Origin of the sequence: Acinetobacter sp. NIPH 817 (assembly GCF_000368405.1) — a bacterium.
Lineage (GTDB): Bacteria > Pseudomonadota > Gammaproteobacteria > Pseudomonadales > Moraxellaceae > Acinetobacter.
The window spans coordinates 1,249,213-1,270,002 of the sequence record NZ_KB849420.1 but is presented as its reverse complement, the minus strand read 5'-3'; the positions used below and the strand labels follow the sequence as shown (position 1 = coordinate 1,270,002).

The 20,790-nt window shown below is 35.8% G+C and carries 23 protein-coding genes; 15 read left to right on the top strand and 8 right to left on the bottom strand.

The genetic code is table 11. From position 1 onward, the window contains the following. The first annotated feature begins 115 nt into the window (after positions 1-115). From F968_RS09610 to F968_RS09595, 4 genes are read left to right on the top strand one after another with little or no spacing between them, the layout of a single operon-like run. The gene (locus F968_RS09610) at positions 116-1,135 is read left to right on the top strand and encodes an HlyD family secretion protein (protein WP_004792589.1); all 1,020 of its coding nucleotides are present in this window, start codon (positions 116-118) and stop codon (positions 1,133-1,135) included. Further along, a complete protein-coding gene (locus F968_RS09605; protein WP_004792586.1) occupies positions 1,128-2,891 on the top strand; it encodes an ATP-binding cassette domain-containing protein in 1,764 nt (587 codons plus the stop codon). Before F968_RS09610 ends, F968_RS09605 begins: the two co-directional genes overlap by 8 nt. Before the next feature lie 10 nt (positions 2,892-2,901). Next, positions 2,902-4,026, top strand: coding sequence for an ABC transporter permease (locus F968_RS09600; RefSeq protein WP_004792585.1), 1,125 nt, complete (start codon positions 2,902-2,904; stop codon positions 4,024-4,026). A 4-nt stretch (positions 4,027-4,030) separates the two neighbouring features. Beyond that, positions 4,031-5,149 carry an ABC transporter permease gene (locus F968_RS09595; protein ID WP_004792583.1) on the top strand — a complete coding sequence of 373 codons (1,119 nt, stop codon included), beginning with the start codon at positions 4,031-4,033 and terminating at the stop codon, positions 5,147-5,149. A 44-nt stretch (positions 5,150-5,193) separates the two neighbouring features. Here F968_RS09595 and F968_RS09590 read toward each other — a convergent pair whose 3' ends face one another. Continuing rightward, positions 5,194-6,063, bottom strand: coding sequence for a DUF2797 domain-containing protein (locus tag F968_RS09590; protein WP_004792580.1), 870 nt, complete (start codon positions 6,061-6,063; stop codon positions 5,194-5,196). A 39-nt stretch (positions 6,064-6,102) separates the two neighbouring features. On the opposite strand from F968_RS09590, the gene F968_RS09585 reads away from it, so the two are divergent. Together F968_RS09585 and F968_RS09580 are read left to right on the top strand one after the other, a co-directional pair. Continuing rightward, the gene (locus F968_RS09585) at positions 6,103-6,564 is read left to right on the top strand and encodes a DUF6231 family protein (RefSeq protein WP_004792577.1); all 462 of its coding nucleotides are present in this window, start codon (positions 6,103-6,105) and stop codon (positions 6,562-6,564) included. A 99-nt stretch (positions 6,565-6,663) separates the two neighbouring features. Next, a complete protein-coding gene (locus F968_RS09580; protein ID WP_004792575.1) occupies positions 6,664-7,257 on the top strand; it encodes a YidB family protein in 594 nt (197 codons plus the stop codon). Positions 7,258-7,367: 110 nt separating this feature from the next. Here the strand turns inward: F968_RS09580 and F968_RS09575 are convergent, their stop codons facing one another. The 3 genes from F968_RS09575 to F968_RS09565 all read right to left on the bottom strand — a co-directional run bounded on the left by F968_RS09575 (position 7,368) and on the right by F968_RS09565 (position 9,430). Beyond that, the gene (locus tag F968_RS09575) at positions 7,368-8,474 is read right to left on the bottom strand and encodes a porin (protein ID WP_004792573.1); all 1,107 of its coding nucleotides are present in this window, start codon (positions 8,472-8,474) and stop codon (positions 7,368-7,370) included. A gap of 255 nt (positions 8,475-8,729) precedes the next feature. Next, positions 8,730-9,143 (bottom strand): HIT family protein, encoded by a 414-nt coding sequence (locus tag F968_RS09570; RefSeq protein ID WP_004792572.1) that lies wholly within the window; start codon positions 9,141-9,143, stop codon positions 8,730-8,732. Between the two features lie 17 nt (positions 9,144-9,160). Next, the gene (locus tag F968_RS09565) at positions 9,161-9,430 is read right to left on the bottom strand and encodes a YARHG domain-containing protein (RefSeq protein ID WP_004792570.1); all 270 of its coding nucleotides are present in this window, start codon (positions 9,428-9,430) and stop codon (positions 9,161-9,163) included. Positions 9,431-10,293: 863 nt separating this feature from the next. On the opposite strand from F968_RS09565, the gene F968_RS09560 reads away from it, so the two are divergent. Next, positions 10,294-10,758 (top strand): hypothetical protein, encoded by a 465-nt coding sequence (locus F968_RS09560; RefSeq protein WP_004792568.1) that lies wholly within the window; start codon positions 10,294-10,296, stop codon positions 10,756-10,758. A 154-nt stretch (positions 10,759-10,912) separates the two neighbouring features. Here F968_RS09560 and F968_RS09555 read toward each other — a convergent pair whose 3' ends face one another. Both F968_RS09555 and F968_RS09550 read right to left on the bottom strand, forming a co-directional pair. Further along, positions 10,913-11,785, bottom strand: coding sequence for an NAD(P)-dependent oxidoreductase (locus F968_RS09555; RefSeq protein ID WP_004792566.1), 873 nt, complete (start codon positions 11,783-11,785; stop codon positions 10,913-10,915). 10 nt (positions 11,786-11,795) lie between these two features. Then, positions 11,796-12,881 (bottom strand): alpha/beta fold hydrolase, encoded by a 1,086-nt coding sequence (locus tag F968_RS09550; protein WP_004792564.1) that lies wholly within the window; start codon positions 12,879-12,881, stop codon positions 11,796-11,798. 135 nt (positions 12,882-13,016) lie between these two features. On the opposite strand from F968_RS09550, the gene F968_RS09545 reads away from it, so the two are divergent. From F968_RS09545 to F968_RS09525, 5 genes are all read left to right on the top strand, one after another. Continuing rightward, complete coding sequence (locus tag F968_RS09545; protein WP_004792562.1) at positions 13,017-14,204, top strand: O-succinylhomoserine sulfhydrylase; 1,188 nt, start codon at positions 13,017-13,019, stop codon at positions 14,202-14,204. A 194-nt stretch (positions 14,205-14,398) separates the two neighbouring features. Further along, positions 14,399-14,632 (top strand): hypothetical protein, encoded by a 234-nt coding sequence (locus F968_RS09540; RefSeq protein ID WP_004792560.1) that lies wholly within the window; start codon positions 14,399-14,401, stop codon positions 14,630-14,632. A gap of 281 nt (positions 14,633-14,913) precedes the next feature. After that, entirely contained in the window at positions 14,914-15,243 is a 330-nt protein-coding gene (locus F968_RS09535; protein WP_004792558.1) for a YbaB/EbfC family nucleoid-associated protein, read from the top strand. A gap of 9 nt (positions 15,244-15,252) precedes the next feature. Then, entirely contained in the window at positions 15,253-15,849 is a 597-nt protein-coding gene (recR, locus tag F968_RS09530) for a recombination mediator RecR (protein WP_004792557.1), read from the top strand. A gap of 325 nt (positions 15,850-16,174) precedes the next feature. Further along, entirely contained in the window at positions 16,175-17,299 is a 1,125-nt protein-coding gene (locus tag F968_RS09525) for a ribonuclease D (protein ID WP_004792555.1), read from the top strand. A 454-nt stretch (positions 17,300-17,753) separates the two neighbouring features. Here the strand turns inward: F968_RS09525 and F968_RS09520 are convergent, their stop codons facing one another. Beyond that, positions 17,754-18,437 carry an FMN-dependent NADH-azoreductase gene (locus F968_RS09520; protein WP_081399516.1) on the bottom strand — a complete coding sequence of 228 codons (684 nt, stop codon included), beginning with the start codon at positions 18,435-18,437 and terminating at the stop codon, positions 17,754-17,756. Between the two features lie 117 nt (positions 18,438-18,554). On the opposite strand from F968_RS09520, the gene F968_RS09515 reads away from it, so the two are divergent. The 3 genes from F968_RS09515 to F968_RS19745 all read left to right on the top strand — a co-directional run bounded on the left by F968_RS09515 (position 18,555) and on the right by F968_RS19745 (position 20,285). Beyond that, positions 18,555-19,406: a LysR family transcriptional regulator gene (locus F968_RS09515; RefSeq protein ID WP_004792551.1), complete on the top strand. Its 852-nt coding sequence runs from the start codon at positions 18,555-18,557 to the stop codon at positions 19,404-19,406. A 97-nt stretch (positions 19,407-19,503) separates the two neighbouring features. Continuing rightward, the gene (locus F968_RS09510) at positions 19,504-19,770 is read left to right on the top strand and encodes a hypothetical protein (RefSeq protein WP_004792549.1); all 267 of its coding nucleotides are present in this window, start codon (positions 19,504-19,506) and stop codon (positions 19,768-19,770) included. A gap of 194 nt (positions 19,771-19,964) precedes the next feature. Then, positions 19,965-20,285, top strand: coding sequence for a hypothetical protein (locus F968_RS19745; protein WP_228128920.1), 321 nt, complete (start codon positions 19,965-19,967; stop codon positions 20,283-20,285). A gap of 68 nt (positions 20,286-20,353) precedes the next feature. Here F968_RS19745 and F968_RS09505 read toward each other — a convergent pair whose 3' ends face one another. Then, a complete protein-coding gene (locus tag F968_RS09505; RefSeq protein WP_002113596.1) occupies positions 20,354-20,518 on the bottom strand; it encodes a hypothetical protein in 165 nt (54 codons plus the stop codon). Between the last annotated feature and the right edge of the window lie 272 nt (positions 20,519-20,790).

Sequence of the window (20,790 nt, the reverse complement as noted above, 5' to 3'; positions counted from 1 at the left end):
TAACCCTAATTTTCACTCACCATAAAAGTATATCTTTTATTCAAAGATTGGAGTAATTTAAATTTAAATTGAATTTAAACTAAGAAAATTTGAATTTAATAAGAAGGCCAATAAGATGAATAAAAAACTGATTGCCGTCGTCTTGGTTGTTATAGCTGTGGTTATCATCGGGTTTTGGGCATGGAAATATAACAATAAGAATCAAAAAGATAATATATTAACTCTATATGGAAATGTTGATATTCGCCAAGTTTCACTTGCATTTGAACAGTCTGGTCGTATAGAGAAACTGTTAGTACAAGAGGGTGATAAAGTTAAAGCAGGTCAAGTACTAGCGGCTCTTAATACTAATGCACTACAGATTCAGGCAAAGCAAGCTCAAGCACAACTTAAAGCTCAACAAGAGGCAATTGTTAAACAAGATGTGGGAGCTCGCCCAGAAGAAATTAGTCAAGCAAAAGCACAACTTGCATCTGCCGAAGCCGAGCTTGATAAAACCAACAAAAACTTGCAACGCTTACAAATTTTGGTAAGTAGTACGGATGGTCGGGCAATTAGCCAACAAGAGCTAGACTATGCTAAAAGTAATAAAGATAGTGCTGATGCAGCGGTCCGTGAAAGACAAGCTAATTTAGAATTGATCATTAAGGGTGCTCGACAAGAAGATCGTGAAGCGACCAAAGCACAGTATGAAGTAACCAAAGCTAATTTAGATCTAATTAACTATAACCTTACTCAAGCTGAATTAAAGTCTCCTGTAAATGCAGTGGTACGAGCTCGGTTACAAGAAGTTGGCGATATGACAACTGCGCAAAAGGCCGTTTATACATTGGCTTTAACTGATCCAAAATGGATTCGTGTGTATGTAAACGAACAAGATTTAAGTTCTATCAAGATGGGTGGCACGGCCCAAGTTATTCGTGATTCTGATCCTAATCAGCCCATTAATGGAAAAATTGGCTATATATCTTCAGTGGCTGAGTTCACACCGAAAACAGTACAGACCGAAGAGATTAGAACAACACTAGTTTATGAGGTTAGGGTCTATGTAAATGATCCGAATGATCAATTGAAAATGGGCCAACCTGTGACTGTAAAAGTACCACTTGCTTTAGGTGAGAAAGCTCATGACTGATGAAGAAGCAGTGGTTCAAGCGCATAATTTATTCATGACTTTTAAGGCTGAGAGTAAAAAATCAGTAGATATTAGTGCAATTGTTGATTTGAATATGCAAATTAACAAAGGAGAACTTACGGCTTTAGTTGGTCCAGATGGTTCGGGAAAAACAACTTTATTAAGGTTAATTGCAGGACTATATAAAGCCACTTCGGGTTCATTAAATGTACTCGGAATTGATGTGAGTAAAAATCCGCAGGCTGTACAGGACCGTATTAGCTATATGCCACAACGCTTTGGACTATATGAAGATTTAAGCATACAGGAAAATTTAGATTTATATGCTGACTTACACGGTGTTTCAAAGGATGTACGGGAGCAAAGGTTTAAGCGGTTATTGGAAATCACGGATCTTACTCAGTTTACTCAACGCCTAGCTGGTCAACTTTCTGGTGGGATGAAACAAAAACTAGGGCTGGCATGTACTTTAGTTCGGTCCCCAGAATTGCTCTTACTTGACGAGCCTAGTGTTGGAGTAGACCCTTTATCAAGACGAGATTTATGGATCATTATTGAACAACTTGTTGAAGAAGAAAACTTAAGCGTAATTATAAGTACTGCTTATATGGATGAGGCAGAAAAATGTGCTTACGTATATATCATGCACGAAGGCAAAATTTTAAAACAAGGTTCACCTGAACAATTAAAAGAAATAGTAAGTGGGCAAACATGGAATATTAAACCTTCAGAGCAGATTAAGGCTCGGACTTTACAAGCCCAGTTACTTGATAACCATTTAGAGATTATTGATGCTGTTCCAAAGGGTGAACAAGTGAACTTTATTAGTCGCCAGAAAGAGCTATCACCTGATACTTTACCTGAAGGGCTAAAAGCAAATACGCGACCACCTGAACTTGAAGATGCGTTTATGCTGCTGTTGCAGCAGGCTCAAAAGCAATCAAAACATATACCTATTTCTGATCAAGCTTTTCAATTAGAACAAATTAATAATTTGAAATCAGAGCAACCTATCATTGTAGTTAAAGATTTAGTTCGAACTTTTGGAGATTTTACTGCTGTTGCCAATACATCATTTGATGTTCAACGTGGCGAAATATTTGGGTTACTTGGACCAAATGGCGCGGGTAAAACGACAACTTTTCGAATGTTGTGTGGATTGCTACCAGCAAGTAGCGGGTATTTGGAAGTTGCTGGAAAAAACTTACGGACAGCTCGTGCTGAGGCAAGAGCCAAAGTGGGGTATGTCTCGCAAAAATTTGCACTGTATAGCAATTTAACTGTCTTAGAAAACTTGAAGTTTTTTGGTGGAGCCTATGGGTTATCTGGCAAAAAACTAAATCAACAAATTGATAAAGCCTTACAGCAATACGATTTAAAACCTCATAGTAAAAGTGGTGATTTACCGGGTGGGTATAAACAACGGCTATCTATGGCTGCTGCACTATTACATGAACCAGAAATTTTATTTTTAGACGAACCCACCAGCGGAATTGACCCGCTTGCACGGCGATCATTTTGGTACAGCATTGGTGAACTGGCAAATCAGGGCATTACCATCATTATTACGACGCACTTTATGGAGGAAGCAGAGTATTGCGACCGCATTGCCATACAAGATGCCGGAAAGTTATTAGCCTTAGGTTCACCCCAACAAGTACGCGAATTGGCAAGTAAAGATAAACATATTAGTGACATGAATGAGGCTTTTATAGCGATTGTGGAACAAGCACGTGCATTAAGACACGCTGGTTAGGAGGTCTGCAATGAGCTTGGGATTTTGGAATCGGCTGACAGCGTTAGTTCGTAAAGAAACTAAGCAGCTCATTCGTGATAAAAGCAGCCTCGGGATTGGACTCGTTTTGCCTGTTATTTTAATTCTACTGTTTGGTTATGGACTTTCTTTTGACTTAAATCAGGCCCGAGTCGGCGTTGTCGTTGATCAGTCTTCACCGCAGATCAATCAGGCTTTAGCTGGTTTAAATGGCTCACGATATTTAACAAGTCAAGAGTTTCATAATTTGCCTGAAGCAGAGCAGGCCATTCGAGATGGCGAAATTGATGCCATTTTGCATTTTCCTTCAGATTTTGCCAGTCAGGCACAGCAAGGTAATGCCAAGGTTCAACTATTATTAAATGGGACATCCACCACCATAGCAACAGCCTTAGAAGGTTATGTTGCAGGGGCTCTAGCTACCGCCCCGTCTATACAAGTTGACCGCGGGCAAATATTAGCAACGTCAAGCGCCGTTAATATTGAACAACGAATATGGTTTAACGAATCTGGTAACAGTACTTGGTTTTTAGTCCCTGGCTTAATGGTACTCATTTTGACTTTAATTGGCGCATTTTTAACGGGGCTGCTTATTGCCCGTGAAAGGGAGCGGGGAACTCTAGAAGCTTTATTTGTTACACCTGTACGGCCATTTGAAATTGTATTAGCAAAACTCATTCCCTATGTGGTGGTCGGCATGATTGATATCGTGATCTGTATTGTTGCTGCATATTTTATTTTTGAAGTGCCTATGCGTGGTTCGTTATTCTCAATTTTATCTGCTTCATTTCTATATTTAATTGTCTCGTTATTACTTGGTTTAACTATATCTGGCTTTGCGCAAAGTCAGTTTCAGGCGAGTCAAATTGCCTTATTGGCAAGTTTTATGCCTGCACTTATGCTTTCTGGATTTGTTTTTGATACGCGTAACTTACCTTTAGTGGTGCAAATTATTAGCCAGTTGCTTCCAGCTACGCATTTTATGATTTTAATTAAAACCTTATTTATGGGAGGTGATGATTGGAAGTTATGGTTTAAAGAATGCGGTTTTCTGTTGGGATATATCATTGTTTTGATATGTGCTGTGAACTTTTCACTGAAAAAACGGTTGAGATAAAGATATGTGGCAGCAACTAATCGCTTGGCTAAAACATTTAAGTTTTTTGGTCAAAAAAGAATTCTTAACCATTTTTAGTGACTCTGCAAATAGAGTTATTCTATTTGTACCAGCCCTTATGCAGGCACTTTTGTTTGGTTATGCTGCTACTTATGATGTTAACCATGTCGATTATGCAATTTTAAACCAGAGCAATGGGCAGGTCTCACATGAACTCATCTCAAAACTAGATGGCTCTGGTATTTTTAAGCGAGTTGCAACACTTGAATATACTGGTCAAATCAAACAGGTTATTGATAGCCGTCAGGCATTGGTTGTAATTACGATTCCTTCTGACTTCGAGAGCAAATTAAATAATAACCAGAGCTCTCCTGTACAGGTCATTGTTGATGGCAGGAACTCATCAACCGCCGTCGTGGTAGGTTCATATCTAAATAAAATTATTGGTCAGTTTAATCAGCAAAAATTTAACTCAGCTTTGCCGATTAGCCTTGAAACAAGAACATGGTATAACCCAAATCAAGAGTCTCGATGGAGCTTAATGCCTTCATTAATTGCAGCATTAAGTATGATGCAAACATTACTTTTATCCGCTTTATCAGTCGCGCGTGAACGTGAGCAGGGCACATTTGATCAGTTATTAGTGACACCCTATACGCCATTACAAATTATGATTGGTAAGGCCTTACCGCCAATTTTTGTAGGGCTGATGCAGTCAACTATTATTTTATTGATTATTTTGTTCTGGTTTAAAATTCCTATGAATAGCTCTATTGGGCTGCTTTATTTTGGTTTATTGAGCTTTAATGTGGCTGTAGTGGGTATGGGCTTATCTATTTCAGCATTATCTTTAAATATGCAACAAGCCATGCTTTTTACGTTCTTATTGATTATGCCTTTAATGTTGCTTTCAGGTTTACTTACACCTATAGAAAATATGCCGAAAGCGCTCGAAATAGCAACGTACGCAAATCCATTGAGGTTTGGAATTAACTTGGTACAACGAGTTTATTTGGAAGGTGCAGGCTTTGCACAAGTCAAATTCAACTTTATTCCAATGATCATACTTGGACTGGTCACTTTACCTTTGGCAGCTTGGCTATTTAGAAACAGATTATCTTAAATATATTAATTAAAAAGCCCCATTTTAGGGGCTTTAAAACTTATTTAAGCACGTACGATCAGCTCGTAACCCGTATATTTACGGATATTAATAACACCAATATCAAAGATTAAATATTGCCCTTTAATACCTTGTAATACACCACGAATTTTTGGTGTTTTATCTAGGTTTAGAGACTTAATTTTTTCAGGATATTGTTCAACTGGATAAACAAACTCACGTGGCAATTCATCTTCTAATAATTCAACAGTTTCGTTAAATTCAAGATTTTGGCTAAATTCCTCACGAATAGTTTGAATTTTAGGTGCAAACTCTTCGATTAACTGATCACGTTGTTCAACCATATTTAAAGGTTCAGCTTCGCCTTTAAGGAGTTTGCGCCAATCAGTTTTGTCAGCAACTAAAGAACCAAACATAGTTTCAAGTTGACCAGATAAACGGCGTGATCCAACCTTTAAAATAGGTAGGGCTTGGGTTGCCCCTTGATCTAACCAACGACCTGGCATATGACTAACGCGAGTAATACCCACTTTTAAAGCACTCGAATTTGCCAAATACACAATATGCGGTTGGAAACAAACATTGTGTGCAAAATCATCTTCACGACATGTACCTAAATGATAGTGGCATGTTTCAGGTTTCATAATGCATAGGTCACATTCTGCTTTAGTTTTAAAGCATTTAAAGCAGTGGCCTTGAGAATAAGACTTTGGTGTTTTAGTGCCACAAGAAGTGCAATAAATATTACCTGTCCATTCGATTTCTAGTTCTTGTCCTAAATTAAAAGGAAGATCAATTTCTGAACGGTCTAATACAAATTTGTATTCAACATTTGCCTTGGTTGTCTGTTGATCAGTTACACTAGCATCTTTTAGGCCTGCATGCATTTTATGGCAAATGCCTTGTAGTTCCATAAAGTTTAAACTCACATCTTTCAATTAAGGGTTGCAGTTATGGCTGAACAAAATGTCATCACTTCTATGCTAGACGATTTATCAAACGAACAGCCCATTCATACTGCACTTTGTATTGGCCAGAAAATTGACCAGAATAACGCAATTCAATGGCACTATTTTACCGTAACTGAGCTTTTAAGTCTGCCTTTTACTCAGCGTTATGATTTGGGTTTTGTATTGTTTGATACAGATGAAATGCAGAACATAACTGAAGTAGAAAAATCACAATTATTAGTGAAGCTAAGAGATTTATTAGCAAAAAGAATTGTTGTGGTAAGTAAACGCAGTGATGAACAGTTATTGCGTTCGCTAGGTTTCACTCAACTCATTGATAAAACGTCACATGATAGTGATTTCGCTTTATGGCAATTTAACATCTTGACCTATAAGCATGTTCCAGATTGGTTTAATTCAAAGTTTTGGGCGAACCCGGAAAACTGGAATAAATTTCGCTGGTAAGAGACCACGAAATCTCTTTCAAAATTTAACAATTTGGCTTTTGCTGTCTTAACAAGAACCCGCGTATGCTCGTGTATAAACCATACATAAGAGTTTTACATGACAAATTTAAGCAACATTGTAGAAATTTTGGCTCAGCAGGCTTTAGGTGGGAACCAGCAAGCATCAGGTCAAGGTGGTTTAGGTGGAATTTTAGGTTCAGTACTCGGACAAATGGGGGGCAATACTTCTTCTGGCGCTCAAGGTGGCCTTGGAGGCGTACTAGGTTCTGTATTAGGTCAAGTGACTGGAAATAATAATAACGCACCTCAAGCAAGTGGTGGCGTACAAAGTTTATTAATTGCAGTTGTACCTTTAATCTTAGGTTGGGTTCAACAACAAGGTGGTTTGCAGGCTGCTTTAGAAAAGTTAAAAGGTGCGGGTTTAGGTAACCAAGTTCAAAGCTGGGTTGATCCAAATCAAAGTAATAGTGAAGTTCCTACCCAGCAATTACAAAGTCTATTTAACCCAACAGATATTGAGCAAGTTGCCCAGCAGGCTCAAGCTCCAAAAGAGCAAGTTTACGGTGCAATTGCTTCGGTCTTACCTCAAGTCATTGACTCATTAACACCTCAGGGTGACAGTACCGATCATCAAGAAGCAAACCAAGACATTCAAAACGTCATGAATCTTGTAAGTGGTTTCTTAAAGTAAGCTACAAAGTTAAAAAAAGCCGATAATTTGTATATCGGCTTTTTTAATCTGAACAATAAAATAAAAGGGCATTAGCCCTTTTATTTTAGATATGAATCAAAGATAACTAATTAGAAGTTATATTCGATACCAGTACCTACAACAGTTTGCTTGTCGTCATCATTCAACCAGTCGCGTTTTTGTTGAGCAACGATACCGTAGAAGCGAGCTTGTTTATTGATTTGGTAATCAAGACCTAAACCGTACAAATCAATTTTACGATCTGCTTGACCACTTACTTGTGTTTCAGCAGAAGCATATTCTGCTTTCACTTTAAGTTTAGTGTTAGGAATTTTATAAGCAGCTGTTACTGCATATGCTTGTTCCTCTAAACCACGGTAAGCTTTACCAGCTTTATCGATTGAACCATCTGATTTATATGATTGACCATATGCAGTCAATTCATCAGTAGGTTCAGCGTGTTGCCATAAAGCACCTACAACAAAACCTGATTTTGCGATGTCATAAGAACCAGTTACACGGTAAGCATCTGTATAAACATCTTTCAGACCGTAAGCCGCATATTTACCTTTAATACCAAAGTCACCAGCAGCAGCTACTGCTAAACCAAGGTCTTTGTTTTCATAGCCAAGTGCAGTAGACACAGAGTCAAAGCTGTCATTCTTGCTGTCTTTACCAGTTTCACCTTGTTTGCTGTCAGAGGTGCTTTCACCAGTCTGAGCCATAATGTTGAAAGTTAAACCAGCTAATAATTTAGGGTCTAGTTCAAAACCAACTACGTTATCTAAGCGGTTTTCACCGTACATGATATTGGTAATATCTAAACGTGTATCGTCATTAAAGATGTCTTGGTTACCACCAGCAGCAGTCTTAAAGTAAGAGTCGTATTTACCTACTTTTAAAGTACCAACACCTTCAGTTTTTAAACCGATGAAACGGTTACGAGCGCTCAGGTCAGTATCAGAACCTGAACCATCAGTAGAAATTGCCCATTCAGCTAAATAAACAGCAGATAACTTGTCAGTTAATTTCTCTTCGCCTTTTACCCCAATGCGAGAAGAGTTTGAGTTAACTTCGGTAACATCACTTTTACCATCGAAATTTTTATTATCAACTTGGTTAATAGAAACATTTAGTTTGCCATACAAAGTTGGCGCTGCTTGCACCGCTTTTATGCTCAAAGTTGCAACTGCGGCAGCGAGTAGCAATTTCTTCATTGAGATTTCTCCAAAAGGTATTTAAAAATGGCGTATGCCTAGTTAACTATTTATTTTGTAGTTGACTTATGTACAAAAAGTTACAAAAGCTCACCAACTTGCTAAGCAGTATCGGTAAACTTTGTGACAAGGGCGTGAAAAATAAATGACAGTTTTATGACGATTAAAATTTAGAAATAAATTAATTATTTTAGGTTTTTATAGTTTTTAGACGAAAAAAAGCGGAGTAAAAACTCCGCTTTAATAGATTAAAAATCAAAGAGCTGCTTTAATTTTCTCAGCTAAAGCTTTAATTTTTTCTTGATTGCCTAACTCTACAGCATGTCTTCCAAGTTGATGCACATTTGTAGGAATAAGGTGAAAATGAACATGCGGAACAGTTTGTCCTGCGGCTGCTCCAGAAAGTTGCATCAATACGATACCTTCCAAATTGAGGGCTTTTTCCATTGCTTTCGCAATTTTCTGAACAATTTGGATGGTATATGCAGCTGCTTCTGGGGGTAAATCAAGTAGCGTTACAGCAGGTGTTTTTGGAATAACTAATGTATGACCATCGGCTTGAGGCATAATATCCATAAAAGCTAGAACTTGATCATCTTCATAGATTTTTATCGCTGGAAGTTCATTGCGTAAAATTTTTGCGAAGATATTTTGATCATCGTATGCCATGTATTATTCCTTTAAAATTATTTACATTTCAATTCTTTCTGACGCTCTTTAATAGCATCAAGACGTTGTTGCTCTTTGTCAGAAAACTTTGGTTTTGTCGTATGACAGTTTTCATTACCATATTTTTCTTTAGCATCAGGATCTTTGAAACAAAAGCCTTTTGATGCATAAATCAAATTATAGTCGTCTTGCAATTTCTGACATTCTTGCTCAGGCGTTGCAGCTTGAACGCTTAAACCAGCAATGCTCACCATGCCAGTAAAGACTGCAACCATAAATTTATTCATGAGCGTTTCCTCAGTTAAAGGTATGAACCTGTACTCAATATAAGGTTTATTACCAATATTTCAATGATTATTAATTACTCAAATGTCATTTTGGGTGATAATTTGTTCATAAAACAAATAAAAACTTTAGATATCAATAATTTATAAAAATCAAATAAAAACATAAACTTAAGAGAAATTATATATATTTTTTTAGAATTTGATTCTTTTTAATTCACTTTTAACTTTTATTGAAGATATAAAAATATGCTGCTGATTGAGGTGATCAGATATAAAAAATTTTAGCAAAAGATGAGATCTTATAGCCTTTTCATTTGCTAAATAGACAAATGAAGTTTGAAATTAGGTCAATGAAAAAGGGGATGAGCAATGACATTATCAAAAACACAAAACGTGATAATTATCACAGTTTTTGTTTTTAGGATTAAGTGGAATTCACTGGGCCCATTTTAATTTAGACGGAAATGGGCTTTTTCTTTTAAGCTGTAAAATATAAGCACGTTAAAAGTAATCTTATTTTACACTTCAATTGAAAGATGTATTGATTTTGCATGTTTTAACTTCTATTATATGGTCCTTAAATTGCTGCGTTTGATAGTTTTTTATTTTTGTAACCCATTTCTAAAATTGAGATGGGTTTTTTTTATTTAAGTTATTTCGAAATATATTAATTTAACCCCATTCTTACGAGTTATATTTGGCTATATGTTTAATTCGTGTGATACGTTTCGCATGCAACTTTCACTTTTACTATTGTAGTTACTTTTTAGTCTAACCCTCTTACATATAGCAATGTTATGTTCATCATACTTCCTTAAAGGATCTGATGATTCATCGGAGACAAGATTAAAAGGAAATAGAGAATGTCACAGTTTTTACTCGTTGCTGAAAGCATTTATAAAAAATCTGAAGAAGAAAAGCTTTTCTCAGAAGATATTATTGAACACTTGAATCGCTTAGTTAGTATGATCCGACAAGAGATAAAAGATACTTCATATAAATTAAAATATAACTTTATTGATTTTGAAGAATGTTTAAATAAGCCAGCAAATGAATGTTCAGCTAAACTCGATATCAGTTTAATGCCAACATATAAAAATAAAGGAGAATATATTATGTGGTTGGCTAGTTTTATTGAAAGAATTACTTTGGGAGGAAGAGAAAAGTTTCCACCACTTGCTAATACTTTGCTTCCTAGCTGTATGCTTGCCAACCCTTATTCAGCAAAAATGAAACAAGCTAAGGTTGTATCCGATAAAAGTGCGCAAATGATTGTAAACTATTTTAACTCCTCCGATTATAAAAAGGTTAATAAAGCACCTGCTTAGTGTAAAAAATAATAATCTTTCACATACTTAATGCTTTTATATAGAAAATTTTTCGTAATGAATGACATGAGTTTGCTATGTTAGAGGTTTCATACTATTCATTATTGAGCCTATTAAAATTAAGTTTAATAGGCAGTCCTCTAAAAGATTAAATTTACTCTAATGTAATCTTTGTCCATGCTTCATACATTTTAACTGCCGCAGAGAAGTCACTGTTGTCTTCAGCAGTTAAATGAGCAGCTTGGATCAAACTTTGTGTTAATGACAAAAGCGGGGCAGGAAGCTTTGCTTGCTGGACTAAATCCAAAGCAATTCCTGTGTCTTTGGCAAGAAGAGGCAAGCCAAAGGTTACTGGAAATTCGCGACTCAATACACGCTGTGGAAAGATAGTCTCTGTCACCAGACTTTTACCACTTGAAGCGTTAATACACTCTAAAGCTTCGTTCAAGCTTACCCCATGTGCTTTTAAAGCACTGAAACCTTCTGCAACAGACCAAAGATTGACCGCGAGTAGCATATTATTAACTGCTTTCACTGCAAATCCAGCACCTGACTCACCCACATGTTTAATTAATTTTCCTACCGCTTCTAGAGCTGGTAATGCACGTTCGAAAGCTGCTGCATCGCCACCCACCATTACAGTCAAAGTTGCATTTTCAGCTCCTACGGTTTGACCGCTTACAGGAGCATCTAGAAAATCAACATTTAATTGCTTTAATGAGCTAGCTAAGATGCGGGCAGAGTCAGGAACCCCGCTGGTACAGTCTATCCAGATTGCTCCAGATTTAATTTCTACACTACTAATAAGCGCTTCTACATCAGTACTTGTCGGTAAGCATGAAAAGATAATATCTGCTTGTACGGCTTGCTCTAATGAGACAGCCTGAGTGCCATAGTCTGCTGCATGTTGTTTGGCTTTTTCAAAATTTCGATTCCATACATAGACAGTATCGAAGCGTTTTGGTAAATGCGCTGCCATACGGTAGCCCATTGCACCCAAACCAATAAATGCAACAGATTGACTCATGACCTTATCCTTAAATTTGTGTTGAACGTTCGGCGAGCCATGTAGCCAATTTCGGCCAAAACTCCAGAGCACTTGCTTGACTCGACATTAGGCCCAAATGACCACCGGGGATGAGAGTAAACGTGACATCCTGACTGCTTGTCAATTGACTTAATGGCGAAGCAGCGTCAGCACTGACCAGCTGATCACTACGACCCGCGCCAACTAAGAGGGAACAATCTATATTTTTTAATTCGATTTTCTTATCTTTTAACTGAATAAAGCCACGTTTTAACGGGTTTTGTAGCCAAACATTAAACAACATGTCTTGATTAATACCACCCGGATAGTCAATCATATTATTTAAAAAGTTACTTAGGGTTGCATGCTCTTGTACAAATTGTAGGTCATCAAGATTCTTTAGCAATTGCAGATGTCCATCAAACCAACCTTTAGGATCGAGAATTTTGAAACCTAATGAATTTAAAATTCCGGGACTGTGGATCAGACGTTTTGGTAATCCAGAGTAAATACGTTCCTTAATTTTCTTATTACGACTAATCAAATGATTTATGGTTTGATAGAGCTTGCCAATATGGCCAGATGCATAACTATCTATTGGACTACCAAGAACAATTAAATTTTTAATGTAGTTGGGTTGATTCAGAGCAGCATATAAAGTAACGAATATGCCTGCCATACTCCAGCCATGGAGCGAAATTTGCTCACTTCCTGAATGTGCGCGAACGTGTTCTATTGCTTTAGGAATGAAATCTTCAATAAATGATAAAAAGTTAAGGTGTCTATCTTTAAACTTTAAATTACCCCAATCGACCAAATAGACATCAAAACCTGCATTTTGAAAGTATTTAATAAGTGAACGATAAGGATATAAATCGTAAATCGCCATATTAATTGCGAGTGGGGCAACAAACACTAATGGTTCTTTAAATTTTTTTTGTGTTGCTGCGTAATAACGAATACGCGTTTGATTGAATTCGCCAATCACCTCAAAGGGAGTGCTTTGAGATAGTACTAATGTTTTTGAATGAAATAGTCGGGCAGAAAGGTGCTTGATTTGGCTTTGTTCTGAGACAAGGGACTTTAAGCGTTTCATCTTGCTTTACCAACTATTTACTAAAGATTGAATAAAGTCTAAGCGATAATTTTAAGGTTTACCTTGACCTTAAATACCTTAGACACTCAAAATGATGATAGTTTTTAGTACATGACCAGTAAAGGCGAACATTTAATGAACCAGTCTGATGATTTAGAATACCAACTTGATACTTTAGCCATTCGTACCGGACATACTCGTAGTTTTGAAGGTGAGCATGGCGAACCGATTTTTTTGACATCATCTTTTGTATATGAAAATGCAGAAGAAGCTGCAGCAAAATTTTCTGGTCAAGTTCAAGGAAATATCTATTCTCGTTTTACCAATCCGACTGTATCGATGTTCGAAAAACGCTTAGCAGCTTTAGATGGTGCTGAACGTGCTGTTGCGACAAGCTCTGGAATGGGCGCGATTTTGTCAGTTACTATGGCTTATCTCAAAGCGGGTGATCACGTTATTTGCTCAAGAGCAGTATTTGGTTCAGTTGTTGCCTTGTTTGAAAAATATATTGCCAAGTTTGGCGTAGATATTACATTTGTCGATTTATGTGATTTGGACGATTGGAAAAACGCAGTACGTCCAGAAACTAAACTTTTATTTGTTGAGTCACCGTCTAACCCTCTAGCAGAGATCGCAGATATTCAAGCGCTTGCAGATATTGCTCATGCGAATGGTGCATTACTTGCAGTTGATAACAGCTTCTGTACGCCTGTTTTACAGCAACCATTAAAGTTTGGAGCAGACCTTGTCATTTACTCTGCGACTAAATATTTAGATGGGCAAGGGCGCGCATTAGGCGGTGCTGTTGTTGGTAATCATCAGTTATTAGAAGAAGTTTTTGGTGTTGTCCGTACGCTTGGACCATCAATGAGTCCATTTAATGCATGGGTTTTCTTAAAAGGTTTAGAGACTTTACGTTTGCGTATGAAGGCACACTGTGAGAGTGCTCAAACTCTTGCAGAATGGTTATCTACTCATGAAAAAGTAGAAAAAGTTTACTACGCTGGCTTACCAGCTCATGAAGGTCATGAACTTGCCGCTAAACAGCAAACTGGTTTTGGTGGAATTGTTTCTTTCGTTGTTAAAGGCGAACGTGAAGGTGCTTGGAAGGTTATTGATAATACTAAGTTTATTTCGATTACTGGTAACCTAGGTGATGTGAAGTCAACAATTACCCATCCTGCAACGACTACACATGGCAAACTTTCTGCTGATGCAAAAGCTGCGGCTGGTATTCAAGAGGGGTTAATCCGTGTATCTGTAGGCTTAGAAGATATTAATGACATTATTCGTGATATCTCACGTGGTCTTGATCTGATCTAATTATCCTTATTGAAATAATTCTTTTGGGTTATTTTTTTCATGAAACCATCTCTTTTATCGAGATGGTTTTTTTATATTTAAATGTTACTCAAATTTCAGAATTACAATAAAAAAACTACATTTTGTTTAAATTGGAGCTAAGAGTACAAGGTATAAAGACTGTAAATTTAATTAAAAGAAATGTGAGTTTTAAAATGCTTAAGCCTATTGCTATTGTCGTTGTAGTGGGGGTAATCGGGGTGGTTGGATACAAATTGCTGACCAAGCCGAGTCAGAATCCCGTAAATGAGACAACTTTATTGATTAACAATGCAGAGAAGTCTGTTGAAGAAGCAGATAAATCTATTCAAGAAGCAAACACCTCCTTTAAGAAAGTTCCCTTAAGTGAATATAAAACAATTGATAAAGGTCTACAGGCATCTCAATAGGGCTATGAGTTTTTATAAAATTTTAATGTATGCAATCTAAGTATTTAGGAAGTGTACCTAAGTATGAGCATGTTACGCATGTCGCTACGTAAAATAGAGCGAGAGATACTGATAGAAAACATTAGCCTATTGTGTCAGAATTACGGATTAATTTGAGTTCAATGCACTAATCTGTGTGTATTTTAATCGCATAGATTGGTTCAATGAGATTAAGTTTTTATAAAGTATTACCAGATGACGCCTAATACTTTAAAGATTTGATAGAGATACGGAGTAAAGTTATGAATATCAATATGCTCATGCAGCAAGCGCAGCGCATGCAAAAAGATATGGAAACAAATATAAAAAAGGCGAAAGAAGAGCTTGCTCAAACTGAAGTTCATGCAGAAGCTGGTGGCGGTTTGGTTAAAGTAACCATGAATGGTCGCTATCTTGTAAAACGTATCGAAATTAACCCTGAATTACTTCAAGATGAACCAGATATGATTGAAGATTTGATTGCTGCAGCGGTAAATGATGCTGTACGTCAAGCTGAAGTTATTTCTGAAGAAAAAATGCAAAAAGCGAATTCTGGTATGGGCTTGCCACCTGGCTTAGCGGGCATGTTCTAAGGAAATTCTGTGTTTAGCGATAGATTTGAACAACTCGTTCAAGCTTTACGTATATTGCCTAGCGTTGGACCGAAGTCGGCTCAACGTATGGCATTACATCTTTTGATGAAAAATCGAGAAGGTGCGTTTGCATTAGCGCATGCTTTACATGAAGCTTCAAGTTATATTCATGAGTGCAGCGTTTGCCATTCTTTAACTGAACATGAAATTTGTGATATTTGCGCCTCAACTGAGCGAGAAGATCAACTATTGTGTGTGGTTGAATCACCAGCAGATGTAATGGCGATTGAGCAAAGCGGAAGTTTCCGTGGTAAATATCATGTTTTAGGTGGGCATCTTTCACCTTTAGATGGTATTGGTCCAGAAGAAATTGGTATTCCTTATCTAATTCAACGTTTAAGCCAAGGTAAAATTGAAGAAGTGATTTTGGCAACAAATGCGACTGTAGAGGGACAGGCGACTGCTCATTATTTGGTAGAGGCGACTAAGCACTTACCTATACAAATGACACGTATTGCTCAAGGTGTACCGCAAGGTGGTGAACTTGAGTATGTAGATAGCCATACCTTAAGTCAGGCAGTTCATAATCGTATGAGAATGAAATAAGCATTTCGATGCTTGTTTCATTGATGTCATATAAAATTGAATTAGATTTATTAATTTAGTTATAAAAGACGAATGTTATTTTGTCTTTAATTAAAAAACGATTAAATAAAATATGAAAGCCCATAAGAATGAAAAAAATCTTATAGATTTTAAACAATGAATATTTGGAGTTAACTTTAAAAATATAAATGAAAGATCAAAAAAATATCTATTTTCGAAAAATTGTTCAAAAATAGGGTATTCATAAAGGTTTAAGTGGTAATTTCCTACTTCTATGTTATATATACCAGAGTTCTAAGCACTCTTTGCATTTACTTGAGAAAGCATGTTTCAGTTTATCCAACAGCAAACCGATTTGGTTGATGTTCTTCAAAAAATGGATCAATGTTCGATATATGGACTTGATACAGAATTTATTAAGGTTGACACACTCTGGCCTAAACTTGGAGTATGCCAAGTTAATGTAAATGGCAATGTCTATCTGTTGGATGGTGTTTCATTAGATCTAAGTCAGTTTTGGAAAAAAATATTTCTCGCTCAACAGAACATTTTTCATGCATGTGGGGAAGACATCGATTTAATCTACCATTACGCTGATGAAGAAGATCTGCTTAATGTGTTTGATACTCAAGTAGGCCTTTCTTTCTTAGGCCATGGGCTGCAAGTAAGTTACCAAGGTGCTTTAAAGCTTTGCCTCGACATTGACATTGAAAAAGATCAAACAAGATCTGATTGGTTGGCTCGGCCTTTATCGCCTCAGCAACTCTGTTATGCAGCCAATGATGTTCTATATATAATGAAGTTAGCGCATCATATTCAAGAACAGCTTAAGCAGAAAGGGCTTTATGACTTTGTTCTTGAAGATTGTCGTAGTTTAACTAAAGAAATTATCAGTGAAACGCCGACAGAGTTACTCTATTCCGATGTTGGTAATTATCGTCATTCGCGCCGTCAATTGATGCAACTGCAAAATTTAAGTGAATGGCGCGAATACATTGTTAAAGCAACGAACCAGCCACGCAGTTTTATTCTTAGAAATTCGACCATGATTGATATGGTTGAAAAGAATCCACGTAATAGTTTTCAACTCTCGCAAGTTAAAGATATTCGCCCAAATGTAGTTCGTGAATATGGAAAAACTATTTTAGAATTACTTAAAGATTTACCGATTGAAAGTGAATGGCCAACAAGAATAGCCAAACCTTTTAAAGTAACATCTAAAGAAACATTGCATAAAATGGATATGGTACTTGCCCATGCAATAAGTGAAACTTCTATTCCTAAAGAAGTATTGCTTAGAAAGAAATGGCTAAATGCAATTCATCAACATGTTCTTTCTCAAGGGGATGAACAAGATTTACCTGATTATCTTTTGGGTTGGCGTTACGAGCTATTAACTCAACCATTAATTCAGTTATTTCAAGAAGAAAAACAAAGTCTATCCATTTAAAATGATGTGATAGTTAAAATTTAAAAGCTCATCTTTGTGATGGGCTTTTTTAATGAAGAGTAATGAATAATTTAAATTGAGTAGTTTTTATTTATAAATAATAGATATTCAATATTAATAGTTAATAAAGTAAAAGTTTATATTAGTTATATTAAATAATTAACTTTATTAAAAAGCTAATAAAGTGATGGGTTGAAGTCATTTTAATTTGTAAAATTGATAATGAATTAAATTAACTCCTTAAATGAGAAAAATTCAATTGATTAAACATACAGGTCTGTATATTCTTGGTTGTAAGAAAAACAATTTCAATATAAATAATATATAACTATAAGTTTGTTTCGGTGCAGAAATAAAAAAGCCAACCCAATTGGGTTGGCTTTTTATTTTTAATCATACAACTCAGTTGAAATGTCAGTAGATTATTAAATTTTAAAAATTAAGGATTCATATTTTACGAATTTTCTGTATATGAAGCGGAAAGTTCAGCTACGAGTTTCTCAACTTTTTGAAAAGCATTTTCTAATGATTTTAGATGTCTTGCATCTCCAAACTCTTGATATTCAGAAGCAATTTCATAAATTTTCTCTACGCCTAAATATTTGCTGAGCGTGCGAAGGTGAGGTACAAGATGATTCATGTGATGGCGGATGCCTTCTTTCTCAAAACCAAACTCTCCACTAGAGGTGATAATGATTAAAATTTTTCCAGATAGAAGCGGTTGTAAAGGAAAGTCTCCTCGAGCGAGATCAAAATCAAATGTTTTATTAATCCTAATAATTTGGTCAAACCATGCTTTAAGTTGAGCAGGCATACCATAATTGTACATAGGTGAAGAAATTAGAATAATATCTGAACTCGAAACTTCTACTATTAACTGATCTGATATAGATAAAACATCACATTGAGCTTGAGTTCTTTTATTTTCAGGTGTGAATACAGCATCAATCCAGTCTTGATTAATAAATGGTGGGGGATTCATTCCTACATCACGATAGATATATTCATCTATAGCCAGTTGCTTTTTCCATGAGCTGACCAATCGGCTGGCAATATTTTTAGAAATCGAATTATGGTTTGGATTAGGGTTAATCGCAGCTCTTACACTAGCATCTATATGTAATATTTTACTCATCATAAATTCCAAAAAGTTAAGGTTTAATTTATTTTGAGTTTTAAAAGATAAGTAGACAAACGAGAAAATTACATTTATAGATGAGTTTAGGTCACCTATAAATATAACTTTGGAGAAAGCATGCAAGTCTCTTTGCAAGCACTTAAGGCATTTGAATCAGCCGCTAGATTGGGTAGTTTTAAATTGGCTGCTGAAGAACTTTCGCTAACACCAACTGCGATTTCACATCATATTACTAATCTAGAAAGCAGATTAAATGTTGATTTATTTCATCGACAAGTAAGAAAAATAACGCTTACAACCACCGGAGAGAGACTTGCTGGGGCAATTTCTGAAGGGTTTCGTAAAATTGAAGATGCATTAGATGAAATAACAGTAAATGGAAATGTAGTGAGAGTGGCTAGTACGTCTTCACTCGCTGCAATGTTGTTAATTCCTTCTATAAATGAATTTTATCAATTGCACCCCGATATCTCAGTTGAATTCTCTACAGGCGAAGCTTTAGAAAGTCACTTATATACATTGCCTATTCGATATGGTGATGTATCTTTAGTACCTTCTAAAGATGTCCTTAAATATGAGTCTTTTAATGTATTTGGTGTATCTAACCTTACTCTGTCCAAAGATAGGAGTGAGCCAATAACGTTATTCACCACAGAATGGAAAAATAAAGTATTACCAAGTCCACCATTAGAGACATGGCTTGAGGTGAATGGATGGGACCAAAAGAGGGTGATAATTAAGAAATTTGATCAGGAAATTTTTGGCATACATGAGGCTTTATCTGCCAATGGATTAGTATTTTGTTCTGATACACTTACCCATAGGTTCGTTAAGGCGAACCTTTTACAGGAGTTTAAAACTAAACCCATTCAATCAGAGCTGTGCTACTACATTCCAAATAAGGAAGATTTTAAAAATAGAAATGCGAGAAAATTTATTGAATGGGTAGAAAGTTTATTCAACCAATAAACTTATATCTTTGATTGGTTTTAACTACACAACACTAAAACTCATATAGCCTTTTTATGCTATAAACTTAGATAAATTAATAATTAGAGAGATAAATATGCTTAACAACTTTAATGCTGAACAAGCTCGTCAAAATGCTAAAAACTTTAAAATAAACCAAGACGTCATATTGGAAAAAATTTTAACTGGTACTGAGTCTGAATCTAAGGAAGGGAAGAGAAAAGCAACTTTCTGCTTTCCTGTTGATGCTATAAGCCCTGATCATCTTACTCTGGTTGAAGAGGAGCTTAAAAACAGAGGATTTAATGTCTCAACTGATATTGAGCATTCCGGTACCACGATCACAATTGAAATAAGCTTCTAACTATTACTGCATTTTAACTAAACCACCCTTAAAACAAGGGTGGTTTTTTCTTGCATGATTTTTCGTAATCCAGGGAAAGTAAATATAAATTTATTTACAATTAAACTTATATTAATCAGGATATTATTTGACAGAGTTGATCTTCTTCTGTAGCTTTACTTTTTGAGTGGAATATGGATATGAACTTCTAAACAATACTTTTATCTTTCCAAAATCAATCTACTGGTACAGACGCATTTAAAGATTTAAAGAATGCTTGTGAACAGTCTCTTAAAGAATCTCAAAATACAAAAGAAAAAGCAGCCGTCTATTTAATCTATGGCTTTGCACGTACTTACGTAATCCTCTATGAAGATGAAGCTGTTACCTCTGAATTTGCCAATACCTCTAAGTCTAAGCTTATAGACTACATGGAATGTTTAAATGAAGCTCTATTAAATCAAAATGATAGTGCTATTTTGGATGCCTTAAATCAAGTAAGCGATGACTATATAAAGAGCTCGCGAGTTTTCTAAACACCATTAATTTATTTTTGATGAAAATACTTCTTTAGCCCAAGCTAAAGAAGTATTTAAAGTTTGTTTTAGTGAGACTTTTTCTTACCGCCACCATCTTGTTTATTGACAGTAGACCATGCAATTCGTTCAGCTTCTTCTTGAGAATGACCTCTATCTACTTCACTCTCAACAATATGTTTAGCCTGACGTTTTTGCTTTGCTGTATAAGCTGTTTTATCACCACGAGGCATAGATTCATCCTCCATATTTATATTAAGATACTTAATATTTAAACATGCTGAGAATTTAAACCAGTTAAGTAATGTCTCCCAATGTGTATTAAGTGGTTAGAAGTTTTACTTAAATGTGAATTTGAAAATGTAATAACCCCCTTTAATATCATAAATTTCATAGTATTAATATGGGAATGTATTGAAAATAGATCACAAAAAGTACTCAGTAACGAACATTTTTTCTTTTTTCCTAAAAATTGGTTTTATTTTATTAAAGTGAAAAATCATGT

Bases quoted from the DNA above. Each gene is read 5' to 3' on its own strand.
- F968_RS09565 (WP_004792570.1), bottom strand. From the start codon at position 9,430: ATGAATAAATTTATGGTTGCAGTCTTTACTGGCATGGTGAGCATTGCT.
- F968_RS09605 (WP_004792586.1), top strand. From the start codon at position 1,128: ATGACTGATGAAGAAGCAGTGGTTCAAGCGCATAATTTATTCATGACT.
- F968_RS09505 (WP_002113596.1), bottom strand. From the start codon at position 20,518: ATGCCTCGTGGTGATAAAACAGCTTATACAGCAAAGCAAAAACGTCAG.
- F968_RS09520 (WP_081399516.1), bottom strand. From the start codon at position 18,437: ATGATGAGTAAAATATTACATATAGATGCTAGTGTAAGAGCTGCGATT.
- F968_RS09580 (WP_004792575.1), top strand. From the start codon at position 6,664: ATGACAAATTTAAGCAACATTGTAGAAATTTTGGCTCAGCAGGCTTTA.
- F968_RS09525 (WP_004792555.1), top strand. From the start codon at position 16,175: ATGTTTCAGTTTATCCAACAGCAAACCGATTTGGTTGATGTTCTTCAA.
- F968_RS09600 (WP_004792585.1), top strand. From the start codon at position 2,902: ATGAGCTTGGGATTTTGGAATCGGCTGACAGCGTTAGTTCGTAAAGAA.
- F968_RS09540 (WP_004792560.1), top strand. From the start codon at position 14,399: ATGCTTAAGCCTATTGCTATTGTCGTTGTAGTGGGGGTAATCGGGGTG.
- F968_RS09515 (WP_004792551.1), top strand. From the start codon at position 18,555: ATGCAAGTCTCTTTGCAAGCACTTAAGGCATTTGAATCAGCCGCTAGA.
- F968_RS09585 (WP_004792577.1), top strand. From the start codon at position 6,103: ATGGCTGAACAAAATGTCATCACTTCTATGCTAGACGATTTATCAAAC.
- F968_RS09595 (WP_004792583.1), top strand. From the start codon at position 4,031: ATGTGGCAGCAACTAATCGCTTGGCTAAAACATTTAAGTTTTTTGGTC.
- F968_RS09510 (WP_004792549.1), top strand. From the start codon at position 19,504: ATGCTTAACAACTTTAATGCTGAACAAGCTCGTCAAAATGCTAAAAAC.
- F968_RS09590 (WP_004792580.1), bottom strand. From the start codon at position 6,063: ATGGAACTACAAGGCATTTGCCATAAAATGCATGCAGGCCTAAAAGAT.
- F968_RS09550 (WP_004792564.1), bottom strand. From the start codon at position 12,881: ATGAAACGCTTAAAGTCCCTTGTCTCAGAACAAAGCCAAATCAAGCAC.
- F968_RS09570 (WP_004792572.1), bottom strand. From the start codon at position 9,143: ATGGCATACGATGATCAAAATATCTTCGCAAAAATTTTACGCAATGAA.
- F968_RS09555 (WP_004792566.1), bottom strand. From the start codon at position 11,785: ATGAGTCAATCTGTTGCATTTATTGGTTTGGGTGCAATGGGCTACCGT.
- F968_RS09610 (WP_004792589.1), top strand. From the start codon at position 116: ATGAATAAAAAACTGATTGCCGTCGTCTTGGTTGTTATAGCTGTGGTT.
- F968_RS09545 (WP_004792562.1), top strand. From the start codon at position 13,017: ATGAACCAGTCTGATGATTTAGAATACCAACTTGATACTTTAGCCATT.
- F968_RS09535 (WP_004792558.1), top strand. From the start codon at position 14,914: ATGAATATCAATATGCTCATGCAGCAAGCGCAGCGCATGCAAAAAGAT.
- F968_RS09560 (WP_004792568.1), top strand. From the start codon at position 10,294: ATGTCACAGTTTTTACTCGTTGCTGAAAGCATTTATAAAAAATCTGAA.
- F968_RS09575 (WP_004792573.1), bottom strand. From the start codon at position 8,474: ATGAAGAAATTGCTACTCGCTGCCGCAGTTGCAACTTTGAGCATAAAA.